Here is an 18,890-nt window from a genome sequence, read left to right on the forward strand (position 1 = left end):
GCCGCCCGGCCCCGCACGACTCCGATGGTTAAGATCGCCGCGATGCGGGTCACGAGGAGCGCGGAGCGCAATCCATTCCGCGGTCACCGCAGCTCCGCAACCGCACGCATGAGGAGGCCTCCGCCGGTGGATAGCGATGGAGCGCGCGCTGCGATCCGGCTACCCGAAGGGTCCTGGTGGGATTGGGACGTCATCGCGTGGGAGGGCGGACGGCTCAGGCTCGCCGCCGGCCACGACCTGACGTACCACCACGGCCTGGAGCTGGTCTTCGACGATGTGCTCTTCGTCAGTTGTCCGTCCTGCTTCCACGATCCGGTCTTCAGAGCCCCGTCCCGTGACGAGCTCGTGAGACTGACGCGTGAGCTCGGTGAGGAGCCGCCCGTCGTGGTCGCCTTCGACGCCGATGCCGGCGGTCCGGAGCCGGTCTCCTGCCTCATCGCCGCGGCGCGGCTCGACATCGTCCGGGGAACGGTCCTGCGGTACTGGTCCGAGGACGCGGGCCCCGGTCAACGTTTCGCCCCCTGGGTGCGGGGCGCGATCACCCTCGCGCACCCCGGCAAGTTACCGCGGGCCCCCGTTACCGCCTCCGCGGCCACCGTCGGGCTGCGTGTTGCGATGTCCACCGGACGGATCTCGCAGTCGGCTGCGAGGATCCGGGCCTGGAGCAAGTATTGAGTCGACAGGAAGCGTCGGAAGCCGTCCACGATTACGGCTGGCGCTTCCTGCTGGGCACGTTGCGAACGTCGGTCCCGGTCGAATCGTTGGCCCAGGCCATCAGCTTGGCGGCGGGCGCGATCGCCGTGTGCGGCAGCAGCGCCGATCGGCACCTGCAGGTCGATGCCCGCCCCCGGCGGCTCGTGCTCACACTGCAGTTGGTGGACCAGGCGGCGGTTACCGGACGACGAGGCACCCCCGGCGGATCGAGGCCGCGCTGGCGGCAGGAGGCCGACTCGTATCGGCGACACACGCCCCGGCATTCTGGGTGCTCGCCAACCCGGAGGGCAACGAGGCCTGCGTGACCACCTGGCAGGGTCGAGACGACTGATGTCCGCCGCGCAGCCACCTTCCGGGCCCGCGCACACCCACCCCCGGTGGTACTTCGTCGTCACCCCACCCCGGGAGCATCCGACCAGGAGCAGCACCCCCTGAGGGCCTTGCCCGGCAGATCCGATCGGATGCCGCCGGGCAAGGCCCTTCGGGCTGTCGAAACGCTCAGCGTTTGAGCGTGAAGGTGAAGTCGCCCGAGAGTTTGCCGCTCAGACGGACCGTCGACACGAGGTTCCCCGCCGCCAGCAGCCTCTCCACCTCGGCTCGCGCATAGCCGAAGCCTTCGGCGATCAGCCGCACGGGTCGCACGGGCACCCGTGCCGCGAAGCGGACCTGGACCTCGATCGCCTCACCCTCCGGCTGCTCCGGATCACCCTGCTCGCCGCAGTCGAGTCGCCAGGCGTTGTCCCAGTCCAGGGCAACGTGATTGCGGCGCAGGAGCAGTGGGTCCTGGAGCAGTTCGGCCGCCAGGCGGGGGTCGTTGTCGTGCATCAGGTCCAGGAACTCGGGTCGTACGGAACGTACGTGCGTCCGTTCCAGCACGGTGAGTTTGGTGGTGTCCCCGCAGCCGGCGCACAAGGCCAGGAGCCAGGCGTCGAGGAGCTTGTGGTTGGCGTTGACGCGAAACTTGCCGTGCGTCCGGAAGCGCCCGGAAGGGCACCGGTGACAACGGCGGAGGACTGTCGGAGGGCAGGTGGGAGCAACCACCCAGGTTCGAGACATGCGAATACACCGGTTCCAGTGAGAAGACCGCAGCGAAAAGGAGCGCGGCGCACGAGTGCGACGCGCGACGGTTCAGCGCTCGGGGGGTCTCACTTGGTGTACAACGGACGTCCTTGCCTGGGGCGAATGCGGGTGGCAGCACGTTAACGGTCCGCGGGAGCGGGGCTCCACCGATTTTCTGGCCGGCCCGCCCGGTGTCCGGGGTGATCTCGTAGAGGCAGATCGCCGAGTAGCACACCACGCGGTGCTTCTCTCAGGTCTCTCCCTCACGGTGCAGCGGGACTGACGGCATGCCCCGCTCCGGCACTCCTGGCCCACGGCAACCGCAATACCGCCGTGACGTCGTCCTCGCCATCACCCGCGTCCGATCCGGCCCATCCATCGGGCACGCCGGCCGGGGGCGGAGGCCGGTTGTTCGGCCGGGGCAGGCGTCCGTCACTCGTACCGGTACTTCAGCGAGTCCGCCTCGTCCTGCTCGATGGCGGCGATCGTCAGCTCCGGCATCCGCAGCTGAGCCAACGTCACCTCGGCGGAGGACGGTTGGGCGTCCGCCGGGAGCCATTGCGCCGGCTTCCAGGCTCCGCTGCGCAGGAGCGATTTCGGGCAGTGCGGGTAGACCTCCTCGATGCCCAGCACCAGCGCACTGGCCGGCGGCTTTCCCACGGCGGTCAACTGCGACAACAGGTCCGGGCGGGTGGAGACGCAGGCCCGGCCGTTCACCCTGAGCGTCGTCGTGCGCCCCGGGATGACGAACAGCAGCCCGGCCCGTCCGGTGGCGATGACGTTGTGCAGGGTGTCCAGACGCTTGTTGCCGGTCGCGTCCGGTATCGCCAACGTCCGCGCGTCCAGGACGGATACGAACCCGGGGGGACCGCCGCGCGGGGAGACGTCACAGTTGCCCTCGGCGTCCGCGCTGGCGATCAGAACCAGTGATGAGCACCCGATCAACCGTTCTGTCTGATCGGTGAGTTCGGCCATCTGCTTGCGCAACGCCGTCTCCTTGGGCAGTACGTAGGCCCTGCGCAGCGCCTCCTGGTCGGACACGGCGTCGAGACGGAGCGAGTCGAAGGCACTGCCGACGAGTGATGAGGTCATGCCTTGACCCTAACGGGCCGCACCACGGACAATCTTGGCCCGCCGATGGCCGACGCGCGCAGCCCCCTCCCGGCCGGCCGGCATCGCACACGGATCTCGTCCGGCCCGTCGTTCCCCCTCGCCCGCGATGGGGCCCGCGCCCCGTGCGCATTTCAGTCTTCCGGAGGCGAACGGTCCAGCCGGGCCGTGACGGGCGTGGCCGCGACGCCGTGCAGAAGTATCGAGAGCAGCACGGTGAAGGTCACCACGGCCCACAGTTCCCGAGCGGGGACGGCGAAATCGGCTTCGCCCAAGGCGTGGGCGAGATAGAAGAACGAGCCGATGCCGCGAATGCCGAACACCGCGATGGCAGCTCTCTCCTGGCCCGTGGCGTTGCCCCGCAGCTGGACGAACCAGCCGACAGCCGGGCGGATCAGTAGGAAGAGCGTCAGTCCGAGAACGGCTCCGCGCCAGGTCAGTGCCGAGAGGCCGCCATCGGCGATGAACCCGCCGACGAGGAAGAGGATGACGGCTGTGAGGAGCCTTTCGACCTGATCGGTGAAGGCGTGCATGACGCGGTGGTACCGATGGGCGCGTTCGGCGTTGCGGATGGCGCAGGCCGCGACGAAGACGGCGAGGAAGCCATAGCCGTGGAGGAGTTCGGTCAGCCCGTAGGCCGTGAAGGTCGCGGCGAGTGCGACGAAACCCTCGCGGTGTTCGGAAAGCCGCAGCGCTCTCCAGCGTGCCTGGAAGAACATCCTCCCGAGGAACCGTCCCACGCCGAGTCCCACCACCAGTCCCACCACGCTGCGCAGCAGGACGTCGCTCCACAGCCAGTGCCGGAGCCCGTCCGTGGACCATCCCGTCGCCGAGGCCGTCGTCAAGGCGATGGCAGCCAGGACGAACGGGAAGGCAAGCCCGTCGTTGAGCCCCGCCTCGCTGGTCAGCGCGAAGCGGACCTCGTCCTCGTCGTCGTCCTCGTCCGTCGGCTCGCCCACGCGTACTTCGGCGGCCAGGACCGGGTCGGTAGGAGCCAGGGCAGCCGCCACCAGCAGGGCCACGGCCGGTGGCCACCCCAGCAGCCAGGCCGCGACCGCCGCGGTGAACAGGATGGTCAGGGGCATCGCCAAGCCCAGCAGCCGCCATGTGGTGGACCAGCTGCGCCATCCCGGGGGCCTGTTGATCGCGAGTCCCGCACCCATGAGCGCGACCACGACGCATACCTCCGTGAGGTGCTCCACCATGCTCCGGTGTCGGACGGGGTCCAGTGCCGGGAGCGCGTCGAGTGGCAGCAGGAACACCAGGAACCCGGCCGCGAGGAACACCATCGGCAAGGACAGGGGCCGCTTGGCCAGGGCAGAGGGCAACACCGCCGCGCACAGGGCGCCCAGCCCCGCGCAGGCGTACACCATGTCGATCCCGGTCAAGCCGAGCAAGCCGTTCCCCATTCCCGTGGACCCGTGGGAGGGCCTCGTCGTGACCGCCTACCCGATCCTGTTGTGGGCAGCCCCGGCGCACTCCCCCCGTTTCGGTGTCGAGGTTCGACCCCGTAGGACGGTGACGCGTGGGGCGCGGCCCGGGGTCCGGCCCCGGTGACTCGAATCGTGACGCTTCGTCGAGGGCATCAGGGCCGGCCGGCGGGGCATGCGACCGGGAGACGGCCGATCCGGACCGCTCGCGTGGTTCTCGGCCGGGGAACCGCATCGAACCGAAGGGCATCGCAGTGACCCGTACCGTTGCTCACGTGATCGTCGACGCGCTGAAGGAGCTGGGCGTTCAGCATGTCTTCGGCGTCGTCGGCGACGCCCTCAACCCGCTGACCGACGCCATTCGCACCGCCGAGGAACTCGACTGGGTGGGATGCCGGCACGAGGAGGCGGCAGCCTTCGCGGCCGGTGCGCAGTCCCAGCTGTCGGGCACCTTGGGCGTATGCATGGGCACCGTCGGCCCCGGTTCCGTGCACCTGCTCAACGGGCTGTACGACGCCGCCAAGAGTCACGCCCCGGTACTGGCGATCTGTGGCCAGGTCCCCCTCGCCGAGATCGGCAGTGACTACTTCCAGGAAGTCGACAACGATCTGCTCTTCCGGGACGTCGCCGTCTACCGCGCCACCGTCACCTCGCCGGAACAGATGCCGCGGATGCTCGAATCCGCGGTGCGCGCCGCGATCAGCCGCAGCGGTGTGGCGGTCCTGACGGTTCCCGGCGACCTGGGCGATCAGGACGTGCCGCAGGACCGACCCACCCGATTCGCTCTCGATCGGCCCGTGACCCGGCCTGACGACCCCGCCCTGGCGGACGCGGCCGAGCTACTGAACGCGGCCTCCCGCGTGACCCTGCTCGTGGGGCGCGGAGCCCGCGACGGGCGGGATGAAGTCCTTCGTCTCGCCGACCACCTCGCGGCGCCGATGGTGCTGACCCTGAAGGCCAAGGAGGGCTTCGAGGGCGACAACCCCTTCCAGGTGGGCCAGACCGGGCTCATCGGCAACCCCGCCGCCGCGCACGCCATGGACAGCGCGGACGCACTGCTCATGCTGGGTACGGATTTCCCTTACCGGGACTGGTACCCCGAAGGCACCAAGGTGGTCCAGATCGACACCAGTGAGGAGCGCCTCGGCCGACGGGTCCCCGTGGACGTGGGTCTGGCGGGCGACGTCGGCGCCACCTTGCGCGCCCTGCTGCCGCTGCTGGACAAGGCTCCGGAGCGGGACCACCTCGAAGACGCGGTGGAACGGTTCACGAGCTGGCGGGAAGGGCAGGCACGGCTGGCCGACCCGCGGCACGAACACCGCTGGACGGGCAAATTGCGGGCCGTGTTCGACAACCGCGATCACGAGATCCGTCCCGAGGCCCTGGCCGCGGCAGTGGACACGTACGCGGCCGACGACGCGATCTTCACGTCCGACACGGGCATGGCGACGGTCTGGCTCTCCCGGTTCGTCGCGATGCACGGCTCACGGCGTCTGATCGGCTCCTACAACCTCGGCTCGATGGCCAATGCGATGCCGCAGTCCATCGGCGCGCAACTGTGGGCACCGGAGCGTCAGGTCGTCGCCTTCTGCGGTGACGGGGGCCTGAGCATGCTGCTCGGTGACCTGATGACGATCAAGACGTACCGGCTGCCGGTCAAGCTCGTGGTCTTCGACAACCGTCGCCTGGGCATGGTCAAGTTGGAGCAGGAACAGGCGGGACTGCCGGAGTTCGGCACGGAACTCGACAACCCGGACTTCGCCGCCGTCGCCACCGCGCTCGGCATCACCGGCATTCGGGTCACCGATCCGGATCGTCTGGATGACGCCGTCCGCCGCGCCTTCGCGACGCCCGGACCGGTCCTCCTGGACGTCCTGACCAATCCCGAGGAGATCGCCGTACCGGCGAAGCCCACCGCGGCCCAGGGGTGGGGCTTCGCCATCGCCAAGCTGAAGGAGAACCTCCCCAGCCGCGAGAATTGACGCCTGCCCCGTCCGTCCGTGAGGGGGGACCGACCACGATGGCCGTGGGCTCAGCGGTATGAGCGGGCGGGCCGGCCCCCAGTGCCGGGCGCAGGTCGGTGCGGGCCCGCCGGCCGCGGATCCGTCAGCAGCCGATCAGGGTGAGTCGGTCGGCGGAGTCCGTTCCGTGGTCCATGGCGTGAGCCTCAGGGTCGGTGGGCAGGGGGGACGCGCAGGGCGAGGAGGGCGGTGTCGTCGCTGGCCCAGCCGGCGTGCCGGGCTGCGAGGGCCTGGTTGATGTGGTCGACGGTGTCGGCTGCGTCCATCCGCGTCGTGGCGGCGAGCGTGCGGATCAGGTCCGAGTCGTCGAACACGTCCTGCTGCCTCTCTCCTGCCCCGGGGCGCGCCCGGGCCTCGGTCGCGCCGTCCGTGTACAGCAGGAGGAGGTCGCCGGGTGTCAGCCGGAACCGGACGTCGACCAGGGCGCTCGGCGCGAAAACGCCCAGGAGCATGCCGGGGGTGCCGATCGGGCGGACGGTGCCGTCCGCGCGTCGGATCAGGGCGGGTGGATGCCCTGCCAGCGCCAGATTCCCCGCGATCCCGCCGGGCGTGGGGCGGAAGCGTGCATAGACCGCGGTCAGGAACCGCGGCGAGTCCTGGGTGAGCATCGCGGTGTTCAGATGGTCCAGGACATCGGCCGGGGCCCGGTTCTCCGTCGCGAGGGCGCGGATCGTGTAGCGGGCCATCGAGGAGACCTGGGCGGCTTGGACGCCCTTGCCGCACACGTCGCCGAGGACCACGCCCCAGTAACTGCCGCGGGTGCGGAACAGGTCGTAGAAGTCGCCGCCGACCTCGATGTCCGAGCGCCCCGCCCGGGAAGCCGGGTTGTAGGACGCGGCGACCTCGATCCCGGGAATCCGGGGCGGCGACGGTGGCAGGAGGCCTTGTTGGAGGGAGTGGGCCAGGTCCGCGGAAAGGGTGAGGGCCTTCTGCGCGGCGGCCAGGGACTGGCGGAGGCTGATCTCGGCACTGACCGCACGGGCCAGGGTCTCCAGGGTGATCAGGTCGGTCGGGGACCAGGCGCGGGGCCGGTCGTCGATGACGCAGAAGCTGCCCAGCACCTCGCCCTCCGGTCCGAGGAGCGGGAAGCCGGCCCATGCCCCGATGTTCATCGGTCCGACGGACGGGTGCCGGCGGGTGCGCGGATCGTTGGGGGCGTCCTCGACGATGAGCGGGGCGCCACCGAGACCGATCAGGAGGTAGCAGAAGCTGTCCTCGACCGGGTTCTGCCGGTCGGCGAGATCGACGGCGTCGACTCCCACGCACGCCTTCCAGAACGAGCGATGCTGATCGACGAGGGTCACGAACGCCCGCCCCGAGAGCGTCACCCGTGCGGCAAGGTCGGCCAAATCCTCGAAGACCCGTTCGGGACCGGTGTCCAGGAGACCGGTCGCCTCGACCGCCGCCAACCGGGCCCGATCCCACAGTTCCTCCGGTAGGTCGGCTCGGTGCCGCTCGCGTTCGCGCACCCTCGTACCCGTCATCGCAGCCCCACGTCTTCCCCAGGGGGCCGTCTTCATGCCCCGGTCACCCCTTCTTGTGTCCAGCGCGGAGTCAATCACGCATCCGACAGGGCTCCGAGGCGGGCCATCCACAGGTCCCTCGCACGCTGTTCGGGTCGACGGCGCCGGCGCCGCACGTGCCCACTGACCGACGTGCTCTACGCGTCGGCTGCGGCGGAAGTGACGGGGAGGTAGGCAGTGATCGTCTTGCCGTCGTCGTCCGCACGGATCTCGGTGCGGGTGGCCAACCTCTTCACCAGGAGCCAGCCGAAGCCGCCCGGCACCGTGGGCGGCGTTCCCGGCGACAGGGGCAGGAGCGGGGAGGCGTCCGACACCTCGACGGCCACCTCGTCGCGGAGGTGGCGCACGTCGAAGGCGGTCACACCTCCCGCGTGCCGGATCGCGTTGGACACCAGTTCGGCGACGACCGTCAGCACGTCGTCCAGTGCCCGCTCATCCACACGGTGGGGTGCCAGAACCTCACGAGCGAGCCGCCGGGCGTCCACGCCTCTGGGACCAGCCGCGTGATGTGACATCCCAGGCATCGTCGCTCTCCTCACACGTCTCACACCTCTCGTCCTCTCCTCCCCCTCCACGTCATCCGCCCCACCGACGGTTCCCCACCCTCACCAACACGAGGCCCACCCGGCGGGGCGGATCCCAAGGGGACATCGTGCGGATCCGCGGTTGCACGCCGGTGGCCGGGGCCGCGAGCACGGCCCGGGCGTGGATCAGGTGAGGAACATCGGGGTTGACCGTCGGACCGTGGGTAGTCGGGGGGCATGGAAGCCACTGAGAACACCCCGCTGCGTGCCGTAGCCCTCGTCTGCACGCTGTCCCCGTCCCCCGCCGCGTCCAGCTCCGAGCTCCTCGCGCGGCAGACCATGGAGGCTCTCGCCGAGCACGGCGTGACCGGCAAGACCATCCGGATCGCAGATCATGACGTGAAGACCGGTGTGGCGACGGACCTGGGTGACGGTGACGCCTGGCCGGACATCAGGGAGAACATCCTCGGCACCGACATCCTGATCCTCTCGACCCCGATCTGGCTCGGCCATCCCTCCAGCGTCGCGCAGCGCGTCATGGAACGCTTGAACGCGGAGATCTCCGAGACCGACGACGAGGGCCGCATGCTCACCTACGGCAAAGTGGCCGCCGTCTGCGTGGTCGGCAACGAGGACGGCGCCCACAAGGTCAGCGCGGACCTCTTCCAGGGTCTGAACGACGTCGGGTTCACCCTCGCCCCGAACGCCGTCACCTACTGGGTCGGGGAAGCCATGCAGGGCACCGACTACCAGGACCTCGGCAAGACCCCCGAGAAGACCGCCGCCACCACCAGGACCCTCGCCGCGAACACCGCCCACCTCGCCCGCCGCCTCAAGCGCAGCGCATACCCGCCCGCCTGAGCGGATCACCTCAGGTGTTCGCCTGCCAGATGGCGGCATTCAGGACCATCGCGAAGGCGACCCACGCCAGGTAGGGGATCAGCAGGAGTCCGGCCGCTCGATGAACGCGGTGGAAGAGGCGGATGGTGACGACGAGGGCGGCAACCAGCAGGATGATGTCGAGCAGGGCCACGTCGTACCTGCGCGCTCCGAAGAACAGCGGGGTCCATGCGAGGTTGAGGGCCAGCTGGGCACCCCACCACGCCAGCGCCTTCCGCCGCTCCGGGTGCTCGGCCCGCCGCCAGACGAGCCAACCCGATAGGGCGATGGTGGCGTAGAGGAGGGTCCAGACAGGGCCGAAAAGCCAAGCGGGCGGCGCCCAATCCGGCCGGTCCAAAGACGTGTACACCTCAGCCGCGTTCGACGAGGCAAGAGCACCCGCTGCGGCAACGGCGTAGGTGAGGACGACGAACCCGGCGAGCGCGGCCCACCCGCGACCCCCGTGAACTCCCGCATGCCTACCGGTTTCCCGCACGGTTCTTCCGCCCTTCTCGTCTGCTGCGACGGCGCTCCGTACTTCTGCCCGCCACCCCGTTCCGGATGCGGGCGTCTCACGCGTCGGGGGTGTGAAGCTGCTTGACTCTCCCACGGAGGGAGAGTCGAAGGTGGAGCACATGCGCATGGAGAAGGCGTCCTCGTCAGCGTCGTCGTCACCCCTGTGGAGCATCGGGGCCGTGGCGCGACAGGTCGGGCTGCCGGTGAAGGTCGTCAGGCACTGGTCCGACGCGGGCGTCGTGGTCCCGGCGGGCCGGACGGCCGGCGGCTACCGCTGCTACGACACCACGGGTGTGGCCCGGTTGCATCTGGCCCGCACGCTGCGGGACCTGGGGCTGGGACTCGCCGAGATCCGGGCCGCGCTGGACGGCGAGGACGGCCTCTCGGAGGTGGCGGCGGCGCACGTCGACGCGCTGGAGACGCAGATCCGCCGCCTGCGGACCCACCAGGCCGTCCTGCGCACGGTCACCCGTCGCACCACCTCTGAAGGACTTGCCCTCATGACCCGTACCGCCCACATGTCACCCGCCCGACGTCGCGAGCTGGTGCACGATTTCCTCAGCGACACGCTGGGCGATCTGGACGTGCCCCAGTTCCGGGAAGGCCTCGCCGCAGCGGCCGCCGAACTGTCGGAAGACCCCACCGACGAACAGGTCGAAGCATGGCTTGAGCTGGGAGAACTGGTCGCCGCCGGGGAGCTGCGTCCGGCCGTGCGCCGCATCGCGGAGTACGCCGCCCGCCACGGCGGGCGAACGCGGGACTCCGCAGTGGCGGAGGAGATGCGCGCCCTCACCGACACCTGGACCGCACGCGTCCGCACGGCGATGCGCGCAGGCACGGCAGCGGACTCCGCGGCCGCCGACCGGGTCGTCTCGGAGATCGTCGCCCTCTGGCTGGCCGGCAGCGCGAACACGGCCCCCGCCGTGAAGTCGGACGGCGTCGAGGCACGCGCGCTCCTGCACGAGCAGCTCACGGCCGCCGCCGAGCCCGCCGTCGAGCGCTTCTGGCAGCTGTTGTGCGTCCTGGGCGACCGCCCCGCGCCCGCCGGCATCGCCGAGGAGGGACGGTGGCTGCTCACCGCGCTGCGTGCCAACTCCTCGCCCGGCGCACGCGAGGCCCGGCTCGAAGAGCTCTACACGGACGACGCCGACCCATGGCCGGGCGGCGTCCTGGACGCGTTCACGCACGTCCAGGACACCGTAGGCACCCTCGTACGCGCGACACTGCCGACACATTTCGACCTGCCGACCCCCTGCGACGACTGGACCGTACGCGATCTCCTCAACCATCTGGTGTGGGAGAACATCATCTGGGGCGGCATGGCCCAAGGCGCGCCCCCCGCCCACGGCCACACCGAGGACCACCTGGGCGACGACCACGTCACAGCCTTCGAGACCGCCGCGGCCTCCGCGCGCGAGGCCTTCCTGCGGCCGGGGATGCTGGACCGGTCCTTCGGCCCGGCCCCCGGCCGCCGGGTGGTCGAACAGCTCCTCGTCGAACTGCTCGTACACGGCTGGGACCTCGCGGCCGCGCTCGGCTTGGACCGTGACCTGGAGGCCGATGTCGCACGGGCCGCGCTGCCGGTCGTCCGCGCGATCCACGGCGACCTACCCCGTACCTCCGGCGGGTCCTTCGACCCGGCGCGCCCCGTACCCGAGCACGCCCCGGCCCTGGATCACGTGGCGGCGTTCCTCGGCCGCCGCATCCCGCACTGACGGACCTCCTGGGTCCGGCTCCAACTCGTCGGCGGAAAGGCACCGGCACCGGCCGCGCCATGCTTCCCGAGCCGTTGTGTCGATGGACGCACGGGAAACGCGCCGGATCAGTCATGTGCGGGCGTGTCGACCACGCCGTTTTCGGACGCCGGACTGCCTCCGCAAGGAGCAAGGTCTAGTTCAGCACGGCGTCCAGGACCTCCTCCACCCAGTACCTCAGTCGGTGCCGACGGTTGCAGAACCGCTTCGGGCGCCGTCGGCGGCTGCGTTCGTCGAGCGGCCGGCGGCATTGCTTGCAGTGCTTGGCACGTGTCCGATCCCCCATGCCCCGTGACTCTAGCGGCCACAGAAGGCCCCTCGGGTGGTGGGATCCGGCGGCAAGCGCGAGCGTTCTGCGGACTAGTCGGTGCAGTAGCGCTTGATCGCCGCGTTGAAGGCCGCGTCGAAGGCCGCGTCGTGCGCTTCCTTGGCCGCCTTCTGGGACGCCGCGTCGGGCACGAGTCCCTGGGGTACCGGCTTGGCCTTGGGCTTGGCCTCGCAGTTGCCGGCCTGCGCCAGTTCCTTGCCGATGGTGAAGCCTTCGGTGGCACCCGCCTTGCGCGCCGCGTCCACCGCGTTCTTGTTGACGGCGTCCTGGGCCGCCTGGCCGCCCAGGCAGGTGGCGTTCAGACCGCCACCGTTGGCCGTGTACTTGCCGTTGGGTTGGTCGGCGACCGCGAACTTCCCGTCCTCGCCGACGGTGACCAGCACACCGCCAGGCCCGTCGGTCTGGTCGACGGTTACTTTGGTGCCCTTGCTGAAGCCCTCGCCGGTGATGATCGACTTGGTGGCGTCACCCGGCTTCGCCTCGACGAAGCATTGCGCCGAGGGCAGGGCCTGCGGGGCAGCCGCCCATACGGCTGCGGCAGCCGGCCCGAGAGCCAGCGAGCAGGCCAACACGGGGGCGCTCAGGACGACACACGTGCGCTTGTTCATCTCTGCTTCCTCACACCTACGGGGGCGAGGGCAGCCGCATGAGGAACGAAGGGGGCCGCCGAGCGGCAGGGGACGACGTGGGCCACCGGCTGTCGCGAACGGCAAAGACGAGTGCGTCCCTGGCGCTTACCGAGTCACCCCAAAGGGAGTCCGGTCCATCACTTCATCCTCCCCCTGCTGTCCGGAGGTGTCGAGCGGGGCGGTTTCCGCGAGCGGGGAGTGAATCAGCAGGCGTACGGGTGCGGCGGCACTCGCCGAGACGACGTCACCGTTCCGATGGTGCGCCGCGGGATCCGGACGCGCCGCAGCGACCGCCCCGGGAGGGGCAGCCGCTGCGACGTGATGGGGTTCCGCGGGTGTTACGGCAGGCAGAGCTTGCAGCCGCCCTGCACGGAGGCGGGAACATGGGTGCCGCCATGCGCGGTGTGGGCGGCCGCCACGGCGGTGGTGCTGGTGGTCTGGGGTGCGGCCGAGGCGATGGTCGCGGTACCGGCGAGGCCGAGAGCGGCAAGGGTGAGGCCGGCGGTGGCGAGGGTACGGGTGATGCGCATGGTTCAGGTCCTCCGGGACGATGGGGTCCGTCGGTGACGCACCGTGGTGTGGCGGACCCCAGGGGGTGGGGGCTTGATCTGTTGTGCACCGACCCCTCCACTGAACCGCGAGCCGCCCCCGAGCCTCGTCCTCCATTCGGTCCCGTGCCCGGATGAACGGGTCCGGGCACGCGGGAATCGGCGTGCGGCGGCCCGGCCCGACCTCGGCCGACGCCGATCGGACCGGCTCAGGTCGGGCCGGCTCAGGTCAGGCCGGACGTGAGGGCGAGGCGTACGGCTTCGGCCCGGTCCCGGACGTGGGTCTTGGCGAACAGGTTGTTGATGTGGGTCTTGACGGTGGCCTCGCTGATGAAGAGCCGTTCGGCGATGGCCCGGTTCGGGAGGCCCTGGCCGATGAGGGCGAGCACTTCGCGTTCGCGCACCGTGAGGTCGACGGGTAGGGGTGCGGGCGCCGGTGCGGTGGCCCGGCGGGGAGCACCGGCCGCGGCGAGGAGGCGGGTCTGCACCTCGCGGTCGAGGACGGACTGTCCTGCGGCGGCCGCCCGGATGGCTCGGGCGATGTCCTGGCGTCCGGCGTTCTTCGTCAGGTATCCGCGCGCTCCGGCGCCGAGCGCCGCCATGATCGATTCGTCGTCGGCGAAGGTGGTGAGGACGACCACCGCGACGTCCGGGTGGTCGGCGCTCAGCCGCCGGGTCGCCTCGGTCCCGTCCATGACGGGCATCCGCAGGTCCATCAGGACGACGTCGACGGGAGCCGCGGCCACGGCCTCCAGTACCTCCTGCCCGTTCGCCGCCGCCGCGACGACGTCGATGTCCGGCAGCAGGGCCAGGACCGCGGCGAGCGGTTCGCGCACCGCCGCCTGGTCGTCCGCGACGACGACCCGGACGGGCGGCGATCCGCCGCCGGGAGCGGCAGCAGGGGAAGGGGAGGCAGAAGGTCCGGTGGGGCCGGCAAAAGCGGGCCCGGCCGACCCCGTGGTCCCGGCGGGGCTCCTGTGCTCGTCCGACCCGGTCATCGCGGAACCACCGCCTCCACCTGCCATCCTCCCCGTTCCGGACCCGTCGTGAGCGGGCCCGTGGTGATGCTCCCGCCGAGCAGGGCGAGGCGTTCGCGCATACCGATCAATCCCCATCCGCTGCCCTCGACCGCCGTCACCGGGAGGGTGGCGGGCCCGTTGCGCACGCTCAGTACGGTCGTGTCCTGTGTGAAGGCCAACCGTACGGCCACCGCTGCGCCCGGTGCGTGGCGGCCCGCGTTGGTCAGGGCCTCCTGGGCGACCCGGAGCAGGCCCTGGGTCACCTGCGCGGGCAGCGTACGGACGTCCCCGTCGACGGTGAGGGCGTCGTGGTGGCCGGAGGACTCCAGCATCGCCGTCAGGTTCTCCAGTAGCGGCAGGGCGTCCTCGCGCAGTGCGTGCACCGTCCACTGGGCCTGTTTCAGGCTTTCCCGCACCAGGCTGTGGGCCGTGCCGTTGGCGTTCCTGATCCGTTCCAGGTCGCCGGTGTCGATCAGCGCGTCGACCAGTTCGAGTTGCATGTTGATGCCGGCGAGCGAGTGGGCGAGGACGTCGTGGATGTCGCGGGCGATCCGGGTGCGCTCCGCCAGTACGGCGGTCCGGGCCTCGGCCCGTGCCGCCTGCTCCGCGGACCCGGCGGCCTCGATGGCCGCCCGGGTGGCCTGCGCACGACTGCGCGAGGCCATCCCCGCCAGTACGGCGGCCCCGGTGGCCAGGCCGACCAGCGCGGGAACGGTCCGGTCGCCCGGTTCTGCCCGCAGGTACAGGACGCCGCCGCACAGGAGGCTGCTGAGCGCGGCGACAGCCGTGGCGGGCGCGGTCTCCAGACGGTTCCCGGCGAGGGCGACGAGGAAGAACGCGAAGAGGTAGGACGAACCGGTGTCCGCGACGCCGAGGAGAGCGGCCGCCGCCACGACGCCCGTGAGGGACCAGACGAGGACGAAGCGGCCGGGAACACGGTCCGCGGGCACCAGCCGCAACGCCAGTACGGCGCAGTTGAGCACGAACAGGAGCGTGACGGCCAGCCCTCGGCCGCTGAAACCCATGGGGCGGATGGTGACGATCCCGACGACGACGAGGGCCGTCACGACCGCCCATTCGGCGCGGCCGCCGCGGCCCTCGTGCGGACGTACGGTCGCGGCGGCGGCCCGGTCCGTGCCTGGTTCTGGCATGGCGCGACCATAACCCACGGTCAGGCCGCGCGACCGGCGCCGACGGCGGACAGCGGGGCCGTCCCTAGGGGCGTCGCGGCGGGCAGCATCCGGCTCCGTACGAAGATCGTCGCCAGCCGGGTGACGACCTCGGTGAGCGCCATCAGCACCAGGGCCGCCACCCACGCCTGGGAGCCGGTGATCCGGTTGTCCATGCTGAACCGCGCGACGTGGCCGGCGCCACCGTGATCGACCCACAGTTGGAAGCCGAGCCGTGCACCCATGCCGATCACCCACAGCGCGGCCGAGACCACCCCGGCCTTGATGAGGATCTGCCCGTCGGCACGCCGCATCCAGGTGAAGATCCCGCCGGCGACGCCGAGGACCGCGCCGACGCCCATGAGCGCGCCGATCAGCAGCAGGTCGTTGCCGCCGGTGGGAATGCCGTCGAGGTAGCTGAATCCGACGAAGGTCACGATCCCGAGCGGCAGGAGGTAGGACCGCGGGGTCAGCGGGCCCTCGCGCAGCTGCCGGAAGACGATGAGGACGAGGGCGATGTCGATGATCCAAGTCGTGATGTCCATGCCCCAAGGCTGCTGCGCGAAGGCTAGGAACACCTGCGTCCAGGGGTGGAGAGGCAGGTGGAGATCGGGGTGGAGCCGGGTCCGGGGGTACGGCGTCGCGCCGAGGTGCCGGGCGCGTCAGACGCCTGCCGCCAGTGTCGGGAGGCCCGGTCCGGCGAGGTCGTCCAGGGCGACCCGGCGGCCCGTGACGGCCAGCAGGAGGGAGAGCGCGGGCCCTTCGACGTCCGGTCCGGTGCCGATCGTCAGGCCCGCGTCGCCCGCCGTGAGGCGGACGCGGGTGACGAGTTCCCTGGCCCCGCCGAACGACGCCGATGTGCGCGTCTGCAGCCGTAGTGCCCTGACGACGGCTTCTTGCGGGTAGCAGCGGGTGATGCGCAGGGGGCGGCGGATGTCCTCACCGTGGACGATCTCCTCGACGAGGCGGCTGTCGAGCGGCGCCGGCGGGGTCGACCTCCGGGTCGCCGCCTCGCGCAGCCGTTGCAACGTCTCCATCGGTGAGGCTCCCCGCGCGCGTTCCACGCCGCGGGCGTTCTGCCGGTCGAAGTCGAAGCGCGCCCGGACCAGTCCGGTGACGAACCCGAGACGCGTCGTACGGGCCGTGTCGACGAGGTGGGCGGCCACGTCGTGCACCGTCCACCCCGCGCAGAGGGACGGACTCCCCCACTGGCCCTGATCGAGTCGCTCCAGGTCCTCGATCAGGGCCGCCCGCTCCGCGTGCACCATCGTCCAGACGTCTTCCACCGCGTTTCCCTTCGTCGCCCTCCAGTGTCGGCCGCCATGGGCTCCGCGGGCGGTACGAACGCGGCGTTTCACCGCGGGGGGGCGAGTGGAGGTGGTCCCGACCCGGTTGCTCCATCGGTTGGGCCGGCGCCGCCCGGGGCGCGGGCGACGCGGGCGCGGCGGCCGCCCACCGCTCGCTCGCCCCCACCGCTCTGCGGTACCGGCACAATTCGCGCGCTCGGGGGGCAGCCCGTTCGTTAGGCTCGCGGCGGCATTTCCCGAACCCCACTCCCCCGAAGGCCCCCATGAGTGCGCCGCTGGACATCGAAGTCCCCGACTCCCTGATCGCCTCGTACACGGGGAACGGTGGTGAGGCTGAACGGGCCTGGATCGCCGGGCTGCCCGCGCTCGCGGCGGAGCTCCTCGGCCGGTGGGGGCTGGAGCCCGACGGCGGCGTCGGGTCCGGCGAGGCCTCGCTGGTGGTGCCGGTGCGTCGCGCGGACGGTACCCGCGCCGCGCTCAAGCTGCAGATGCCGCGCGCGGAGACGGCCGCCGCGTTGATCGGCTTGCGGGCGTGGAACGGCGACGGCATCGTACGGCTGCTGGATCACGACCCCGAGAGCGGCGCCGTACTGCTGGAACGTCTGGACGGCTCGCGCACGCTGTCCTCCGTCGAGGACGACGACGTGGCCATGACCACCCTGGCCGCACTGATGGCACGGCTGCACTCCGTCCCTGCGCCCGAGGGCCTGCGAGGCCTCGGTGACGTGGCGCGCGACATGCTGGTGTCCGTCCCGGTGGCCGGCGCCGCCTTGGCGGACCCGGCGGACCGGCGGCGGCTGCACGGCTGGGCAGCGACGGTCGCCGAGTTGGTCGGCGAGCCCGGCGATCGGATGCTGCACTGGGATCTGCACTACGACAACGTGCTCGCCGCCGAACGCGAGCCGTGGTTGGCCATCGACCCCGAACCCCTGGTGGGTGACCCGGGCTTCGATCTGTGGCCGGCCCTGGACAGCGGTTGGGAGGCACTCGGCTCGGCCGGGGACGCCCACCGGGTGGTGCGTCGCCGCTTCGACCTGCTGACGGAGACGCTCGACCTGGACCGCCGGCGCGCGGCCGGCTGGACCTCGGCCCGGTTGCTCCAGAACACCTTGTGGGACATCGAGGACGGGCGGACCGCCATCGCTCCTTCCCAGACCGCCGTGGCCGAAGCCCTGCGGCCCCTTCTCTGAACCCGTGCGTCGCTTGAACCCCGTGCGGCGTCGATGCCGCCCACCGGGGCCGCCCGGGGGCGGAGGACGGCCGTTCATCAGGGAGGGGGACCGAAGTGACGACGCGGCCGTGGCGGGGTCCGGGGGCTCGTAGAGGTGTCGGTGCAGAACAGACGAAGCCCCCCAACTCCCTGGGGTCCGCCACACCACGGTGCGGCACCGACGGACCCCGTCGTTTTGGAGGACCTCAATCATGCGTGTTTCCCGTACCCTCGCCACCGCGACCCTGGCCCTGGCAGCTCTCGGCGTCGCCGGTACCGCCTCGATCGCCTCCGCCGCGCCCAGCAGCAGGTGCAGTCCGTCTCGGCGGACGCCGCGGGAGGCCCGGGCAAGCCGGAGATCCGCGCCGCGGGAGCCCCGCCCCCGGCCGCGTCCGGCGACCCGCTGTGCCCCTCCCCCCACGGAGGGGCACAGCCGCGTCGTGCCGCGTTGCACGGGATCGTCAGGGACCCGGGCGGGCGCCGTGCAACCAGCGGGCCCGCCCTCAGTCGAACCGTATGTGTTTCACCCCGGTCCAGGCCTGGCGCAACCGCCTCCTCGCCGGGCTGTCCGTGTTCGGGGCGATCGTCAGCCCGGCCGAGGCTGCGATGCGGTCGGCGACCTGAGGGATCGTGAGGCGATCGGTCCACAGGTGTTCGGCGAAGTCGGGCCCGCGCAGTCGGTCCAGGCACAGGTCGAGCTTCGACACGGCGAAACTCTCGCGACGCAGGGTGGCGTCCTGACCGGCCACGAACCGCACGGCATGTCCGAAGCCGCGCTCGCTCAACCGCCGCAGCACCGTCCTCCGCTCGGCCAGCAGCGCGAAGTGCCGTACCTCATGGCCCCGTTCCCGCAGCCGGCCGATGATCTCCCGGAAGTAGACCGGATCAACGAGCGTCATCGGTGCGATCACCGTGCCGTCGTGCCTGCTGAGGGCCATGTCCAGCACATCATGAACGCCCTGCCGCCAGGCCGGAAGATCCTGAAAATCCCCGCGCAGTTCGGGCGGCATCATCCGGTGCAGGCCGAAGCCGACATGTTCCGGGTCGCAGATCACACTGGCGGGTAGGCGACGCCGGAGCTCGTGCGCAGTTTGCGTCTTGCCCCCGCCGAAGGGGCCGTTGATCCAAAGGAGCATACGCAGACCCTACG

The 18,890-nt window shown here is 71.1% G+C and carries 19 protein-coding genes and 1 pseudogene; 6 read left to right on the forward strand and 14 right to left on the reverse strand.

All coding sequences use genetic code 11. The annotated features are described in order from the left end of the window. Positions 1-126: 126 nt before the first annotated feature. Both ACZ58N_RS34455 and ACZ58N_RS34460 read left to right on the forward strand, forming a co-directional pair. Positions 127-675 carry a hypothetical protein gene (locus ACZ58N_RS34455; protein WP_471168188.1) on the forward strand — a complete coding sequence of 183 codons (549 nt, stop codon included), beginning with the start codon at positions 127-129 and terminating at the stop codon, positions 673-675. A 127-nt stretch (positions 676-802) separates the two neighbouring features. Next, positions 803-1,045, forward strand: a complete 243-nt coding sequence (locus ACZ58N_RS34460; RefSeq protein WP_471168189.1) for a VOC family protein — start codon at positions 803-805, stop codon at positions 1,043-1,045. A gap of 167 nt (positions 1,046-1,212) precedes the next feature. Here the strand turns inward: ACZ58N_RS34460 and ACZ58N_RS34465 are convergent, their stop codons facing one another. The 3 genes from ACZ58N_RS34465 to ACZ58N_RS34475 all read right to left on the reverse strand — a co-directional run bounded on the left by ACZ58N_RS34465 (position 1,213) and on the right by ACZ58N_RS34475 (position 4,256). Beyond that, positions 1,213-1,770, reverse strand: coding sequence for a DUF1062 domain-containing protein (locus tag ACZ58N_RS34465; protein ID WP_471168191.1), 558 nt, complete (start codon positions 1,768-1,770; stop codon positions 1,213-1,215). A gap of 435 nt (positions 1,771-2,205) precedes the next feature. Next, the gene (locus ACZ58N_RS34470) at positions 2,206-2,865 is read right to left on the reverse strand and encodes an MSMEG_1061 family FMN-dependent PPOX-type flavoprotein (RefSeq protein ID WP_471168194.1); all 660 of its coding nucleotides are present in this window, start codon (positions 2,863-2,865) and stop codon (positions 2,206-2,208) included. A gap of 152 nt (positions 2,866-3,017) precedes the next feature. Continuing rightward, the gene (locus tag ACZ58N_RS34475; protein WP_471168300.1) at positions 3,018-4,256 is read right to left on the reverse strand and encodes a cation:proton antiporter; all 1,239 of its coding nucleotides are present in this window, start codon (positions 4,254-4,256) and stop codon (positions 3,018-3,020) included. 311 nt (positions 4,257-4,567) lie between these two features. Between ACZ58N_RS34475 and ACZ58N_RS34480 the strand changes: the two genes are divergently transcribed. Then, positions 4,568-6,295 (forward strand): thiamine pyrophosphate-dependent enzyme, encoded by a 1,728-nt coding sequence (locus ACZ58N_RS34480; protein WP_471168196.1) that lies wholly within the window; start codon positions 4,568-4,570, stop codon positions 6,293-6,295. 185 nt (positions 6,296-6,480) lie between these two features. Here ACZ58N_RS34480 and ACZ58N_RS34485 read toward each other — a convergent pair whose 3' ends face one another. Together ACZ58N_RS34485 and ACZ58N_RS34490 are read right to left on the reverse strand one after the other, a co-directional pair. Continuing rightward, entirely contained in the window at positions 6,481-7,818 is a 1,338-nt protein-coding gene (locus ACZ58N_RS34485; protein ID WP_471168198.1) for a PP2C family protein-serine/threonine phosphatase, read from the reverse strand. A 176-nt stretch (positions 7,819-7,994) separates the two neighbouring features. Further along, entirely contained in the window at positions 7,995-8,381 is a 387-nt protein-coding gene (locus ACZ58N_RS34490; protein WP_471168200.1) for an ATP-binding protein, read from the reverse strand. Between the two features lie 237 nt (positions 8,382-8,618). Here ACZ58N_RS34490 and ACZ58N_RS34495 point away from each other — a divergent pair, with 237 nt between their 5' ends. Next, positions 8,619-9,242, forward strand: coding sequence for a flavodoxin family protein (locus ACZ58N_RS34495; protein WP_471168202.1), 624 nt, complete (start codon positions 8,619-8,621; stop codon positions 9,240-9,242). A gap of 10 nt (positions 9,243-9,252) precedes the next feature. Here the strand turns inward: ACZ58N_RS34495 and ACZ58N_RS34500 are convergent, their stop codons facing one another. Continuing rightward, positions 9,253-9,948 carry a TspO/MBR family protein gene (locus ACZ58N_RS34500; protein ID WP_471168205.1) on the reverse strand — a complete coding sequence of 232 codons (696 nt, stop codon included), beginning with the start codon at positions 9,946-9,948 and terminating at the stop codon, positions 9,253-9,255. Between ACZ58N_RS34500 and ACZ58N_RS34505 the strand changes: the two genes are divergently transcribed. Next, the gene (locus ACZ58N_RS34505) at positions 9,896-11,491 is read left to right on the forward strand and encodes a TIGR03086 family metal-binding protein (protein ID WP_471168207.1); all 1,596 of its coding nucleotides are present in this window, start codon (positions 9,896-9,898) and stop codon (positions 11,489-11,491) included. The genes ACZ58N_RS34500 and ACZ58N_RS34505 overlap by 53 nt on opposite strands. A gap of 175 nt (positions 11,492-11,666) precedes the next feature. Here ACZ58N_RS34505 and ACZ58N_RS34510 read toward each other — a convergent pair whose 3' ends face one another. The 7 genes and pseudogenes from ACZ58N_RS34510 to ACZ58N_RS34540 all read right to left on the reverse strand — a co-directional run bounded on the left by ACZ58N_RS34510 (position 11,667) and on the right by ACZ58N_RS34540 (position 16,491). Beyond that, positions 11,667-11,816 (reverse strand): hypothetical protein, encoded by a 150-nt coding sequence (locus tag ACZ58N_RS34510; RefSeq protein WP_471168210.1) that lies wholly within the window; start codon positions 11,814-11,816, stop codon positions 11,667-11,669. A 74-nt stretch (positions 11,817-11,890) separates the two neighbouring features. Continuing rightward, entirely contained in the window at positions 11,891-12,466 is a 576-nt protein-coding gene (locus tag ACZ58N_RS34515) for a hypothetical protein (RefSeq protein WP_471168212.1), read from the reverse strand. Positions 12,467-12,825: 359 nt separating this feature from the next. Beyond that, positions 12,826-13,017: a hypothetical protein gene (locus tag ACZ58N_RS34520; RefSeq protein ID WP_471168215.1), complete on the reverse strand. Its 192-nt coding sequence runs from the start codon at positions 13,015-13,017 to the stop codon at positions 12,826-12,828. Between the two features lie 242 nt (positions 13,018-13,259). Next, positions 13,260-13,904 (reverse strand): annotated as a pseudogene (locus ACZ58N_RS34525) (response regulator transcription factor); the annotation flags it as partial. 125 nt (positions 13,905-14,029) lie between these two features. Beyond that, positions 14,030-15,205 (reverse strand): sensor histidine kinase, encoded by a 1,176-nt coding sequence (locus ACZ58N_RS34530; RefSeq protein ID WP_471168218.1) that lies wholly within the window; start codon positions 15,203-15,205, stop codon positions 14,030-14,032. 20 nt (positions 15,206-15,225) lie between these two features. Further along, positions 15,226-15,768 (reverse strand): hypothetical protein, encoded by a 543-nt coding sequence (locus ACZ58N_RS34535; RefSeq protein ID WP_471168220.1) that lies wholly within the window; start codon positions 15,766-15,768, stop codon positions 15,226-15,228. Between the two features lie 117 nt (positions 15,769-15,885). Next, a complete protein-coding gene (locus ACZ58N_RS34540; protein WP_471168303.1) occupies positions 15,886-16,491 on the reverse strand; it encodes a maleylpyruvate isomerase family mycothiol-dependent enzyme in 606 nt (201 codons plus the stop codon). A gap of 302 nt (positions 16,492-16,793) precedes the next feature. Between ACZ58N_RS34540 and ACZ58N_RS34545 the strand changes: the two genes are divergently transcribed. Next, positions 16,794-17,720, forward strand: a complete 927-nt coding sequence (locus ACZ58N_RS34545) for an aminoglycoside phosphotransferase family protein (protein ID WP_471168223.1) — start codon at positions 16,794-16,796, stop codon at positions 17,718-17,720. 523 nt (positions 17,721-18,243) lie between these two features. Here ACZ58N_RS34545 and ACZ58N_RS34550 read toward each other — a convergent pair. Beyond that, the gene (locus ACZ58N_RS34550; RefSeq protein WP_471168226.1) at positions 18,244-18,876 is read right to left on the reverse strand and encodes an AAA family ATPase; all 633 of its coding nucleotides are present in this window, start codon (positions 18,874-18,876) and stop codon (positions 18,244-18,246) included. Positions 18,877-18,890: the final 14 nt, after the last annotated feature.

It is taken from the genome of Streptomyces sp. NPDC040432, assembly GCF_055595445.1.

Coding starts and splice junctions, on each gene's coding strand:
- ACZ58N_RS34485 (WP_471168198.1), bottom strand. CDS start 7,818: ATGACGGGTACGAGGGTGCGCGAACGCGAGCGGCACCGAGCCGACCTA.
- ACZ58N_RS34510 (WP_471168210.1), bottom strand. CDS start 11,816: ATGGGGGATCGGACACGTGCCAAGCACTGCAAGCAATGCCGCCGGCCG.
- ACZ58N_RS34475 (WP_471168300.1), bottom strand. CDS start 4,256: ATGGTGTACGCCTGCGCGGGGCTGGGCGCCCTGTGCGCGGCGGTGTTG.
- ACZ58N_RS34495 (WP_471168202.1), top strand. CDS start 8,619: ATGGAAGCCACTGAGAACACCCCGCTGCGTGCCGTAGCCCTCGTCTGC.
- ACZ58N_RS34500 (WP_471168205.1), bottom strand. CDS start 9,948: ATGCTCCACAGGGGTGACGACGACGCTGACGAGGACGCCTTCTCCATG.
- ACZ58N_RS34470 (WP_471168194.1), bottom strand. CDS start 2,865: ATGACCTCATCACTCGTCGGCAGTGCCTTCGACTCGCTCCGTCTCGAC.
- ACZ58N_RS34520 (WP_471168215.1), bottom strand. CDS start 13,017: ATGCGCATCACCCGTACCCTCGCCACCGCCGGCCTCACCCTTGCCGCT.
- ACZ58N_RS34515 (WP_471168212.1), bottom strand. CDS start 12,466: ATGAACAAGCGCACGTGTGTCGTCCTGAGCGCCCCCGTGTTGGCCTGC.
- ACZ58N_RS34535 (WP_471168220.1), bottom strand. CDS start 15,768: ATGGACATCACGACTTGGATCATCGACATCGCCCTCGTCCTCATCGTC.
- ACZ58N_RS34505 (WP_471168207.1), top strand. CDS start 9,896: ATGCGCATGGAGAAGGCGTCCTCGTCAGCGTCGTCGTCACCCCTGTGG.
- ACZ58N_RS34490 (WP_471168200.1), bottom strand. CDS start 8,381: ATGCCTGGGATGTCACATCACGCGGCTGGTCCCAGAGGCGTGGACGCC.
- ACZ58N_RS34540 (WP_471168303.1), bottom strand. CDS start 16,491: ATGGTGCACGCGGAGCGGGCGGCCCTGATCGAGGACCTGGAGCGACTC.
- ACZ58N_RS34465 (WP_471168191.1), bottom strand. CDS start 1,770: ATGTCTCGAACCTGGGTGGTTGCTCCCACCTGCCCTCCGACAGTCCTC.
- ACZ58N_RS34530 (WP_471168218.1), bottom strand. CDS start 15,205: ATGCCAGAACCAGGCACGGACCGGGCCGCCGCCGCGACCGTACGTCCG.
- ACZ58N_RS34550 (WP_471168226.1), bottom strand. CDS start 18,876: ATGCTCCTTTGGATCAACGGCCCCTTCGGCGGGGGCAAGACGCAAACT.
- ACZ58N_RS34545 (WP_471168223.1), top strand. CDS start 16,794: ATGAGTGCGCCGCTGGACATCGAAGTCCCCGACTCCCTGATCGCCTCG.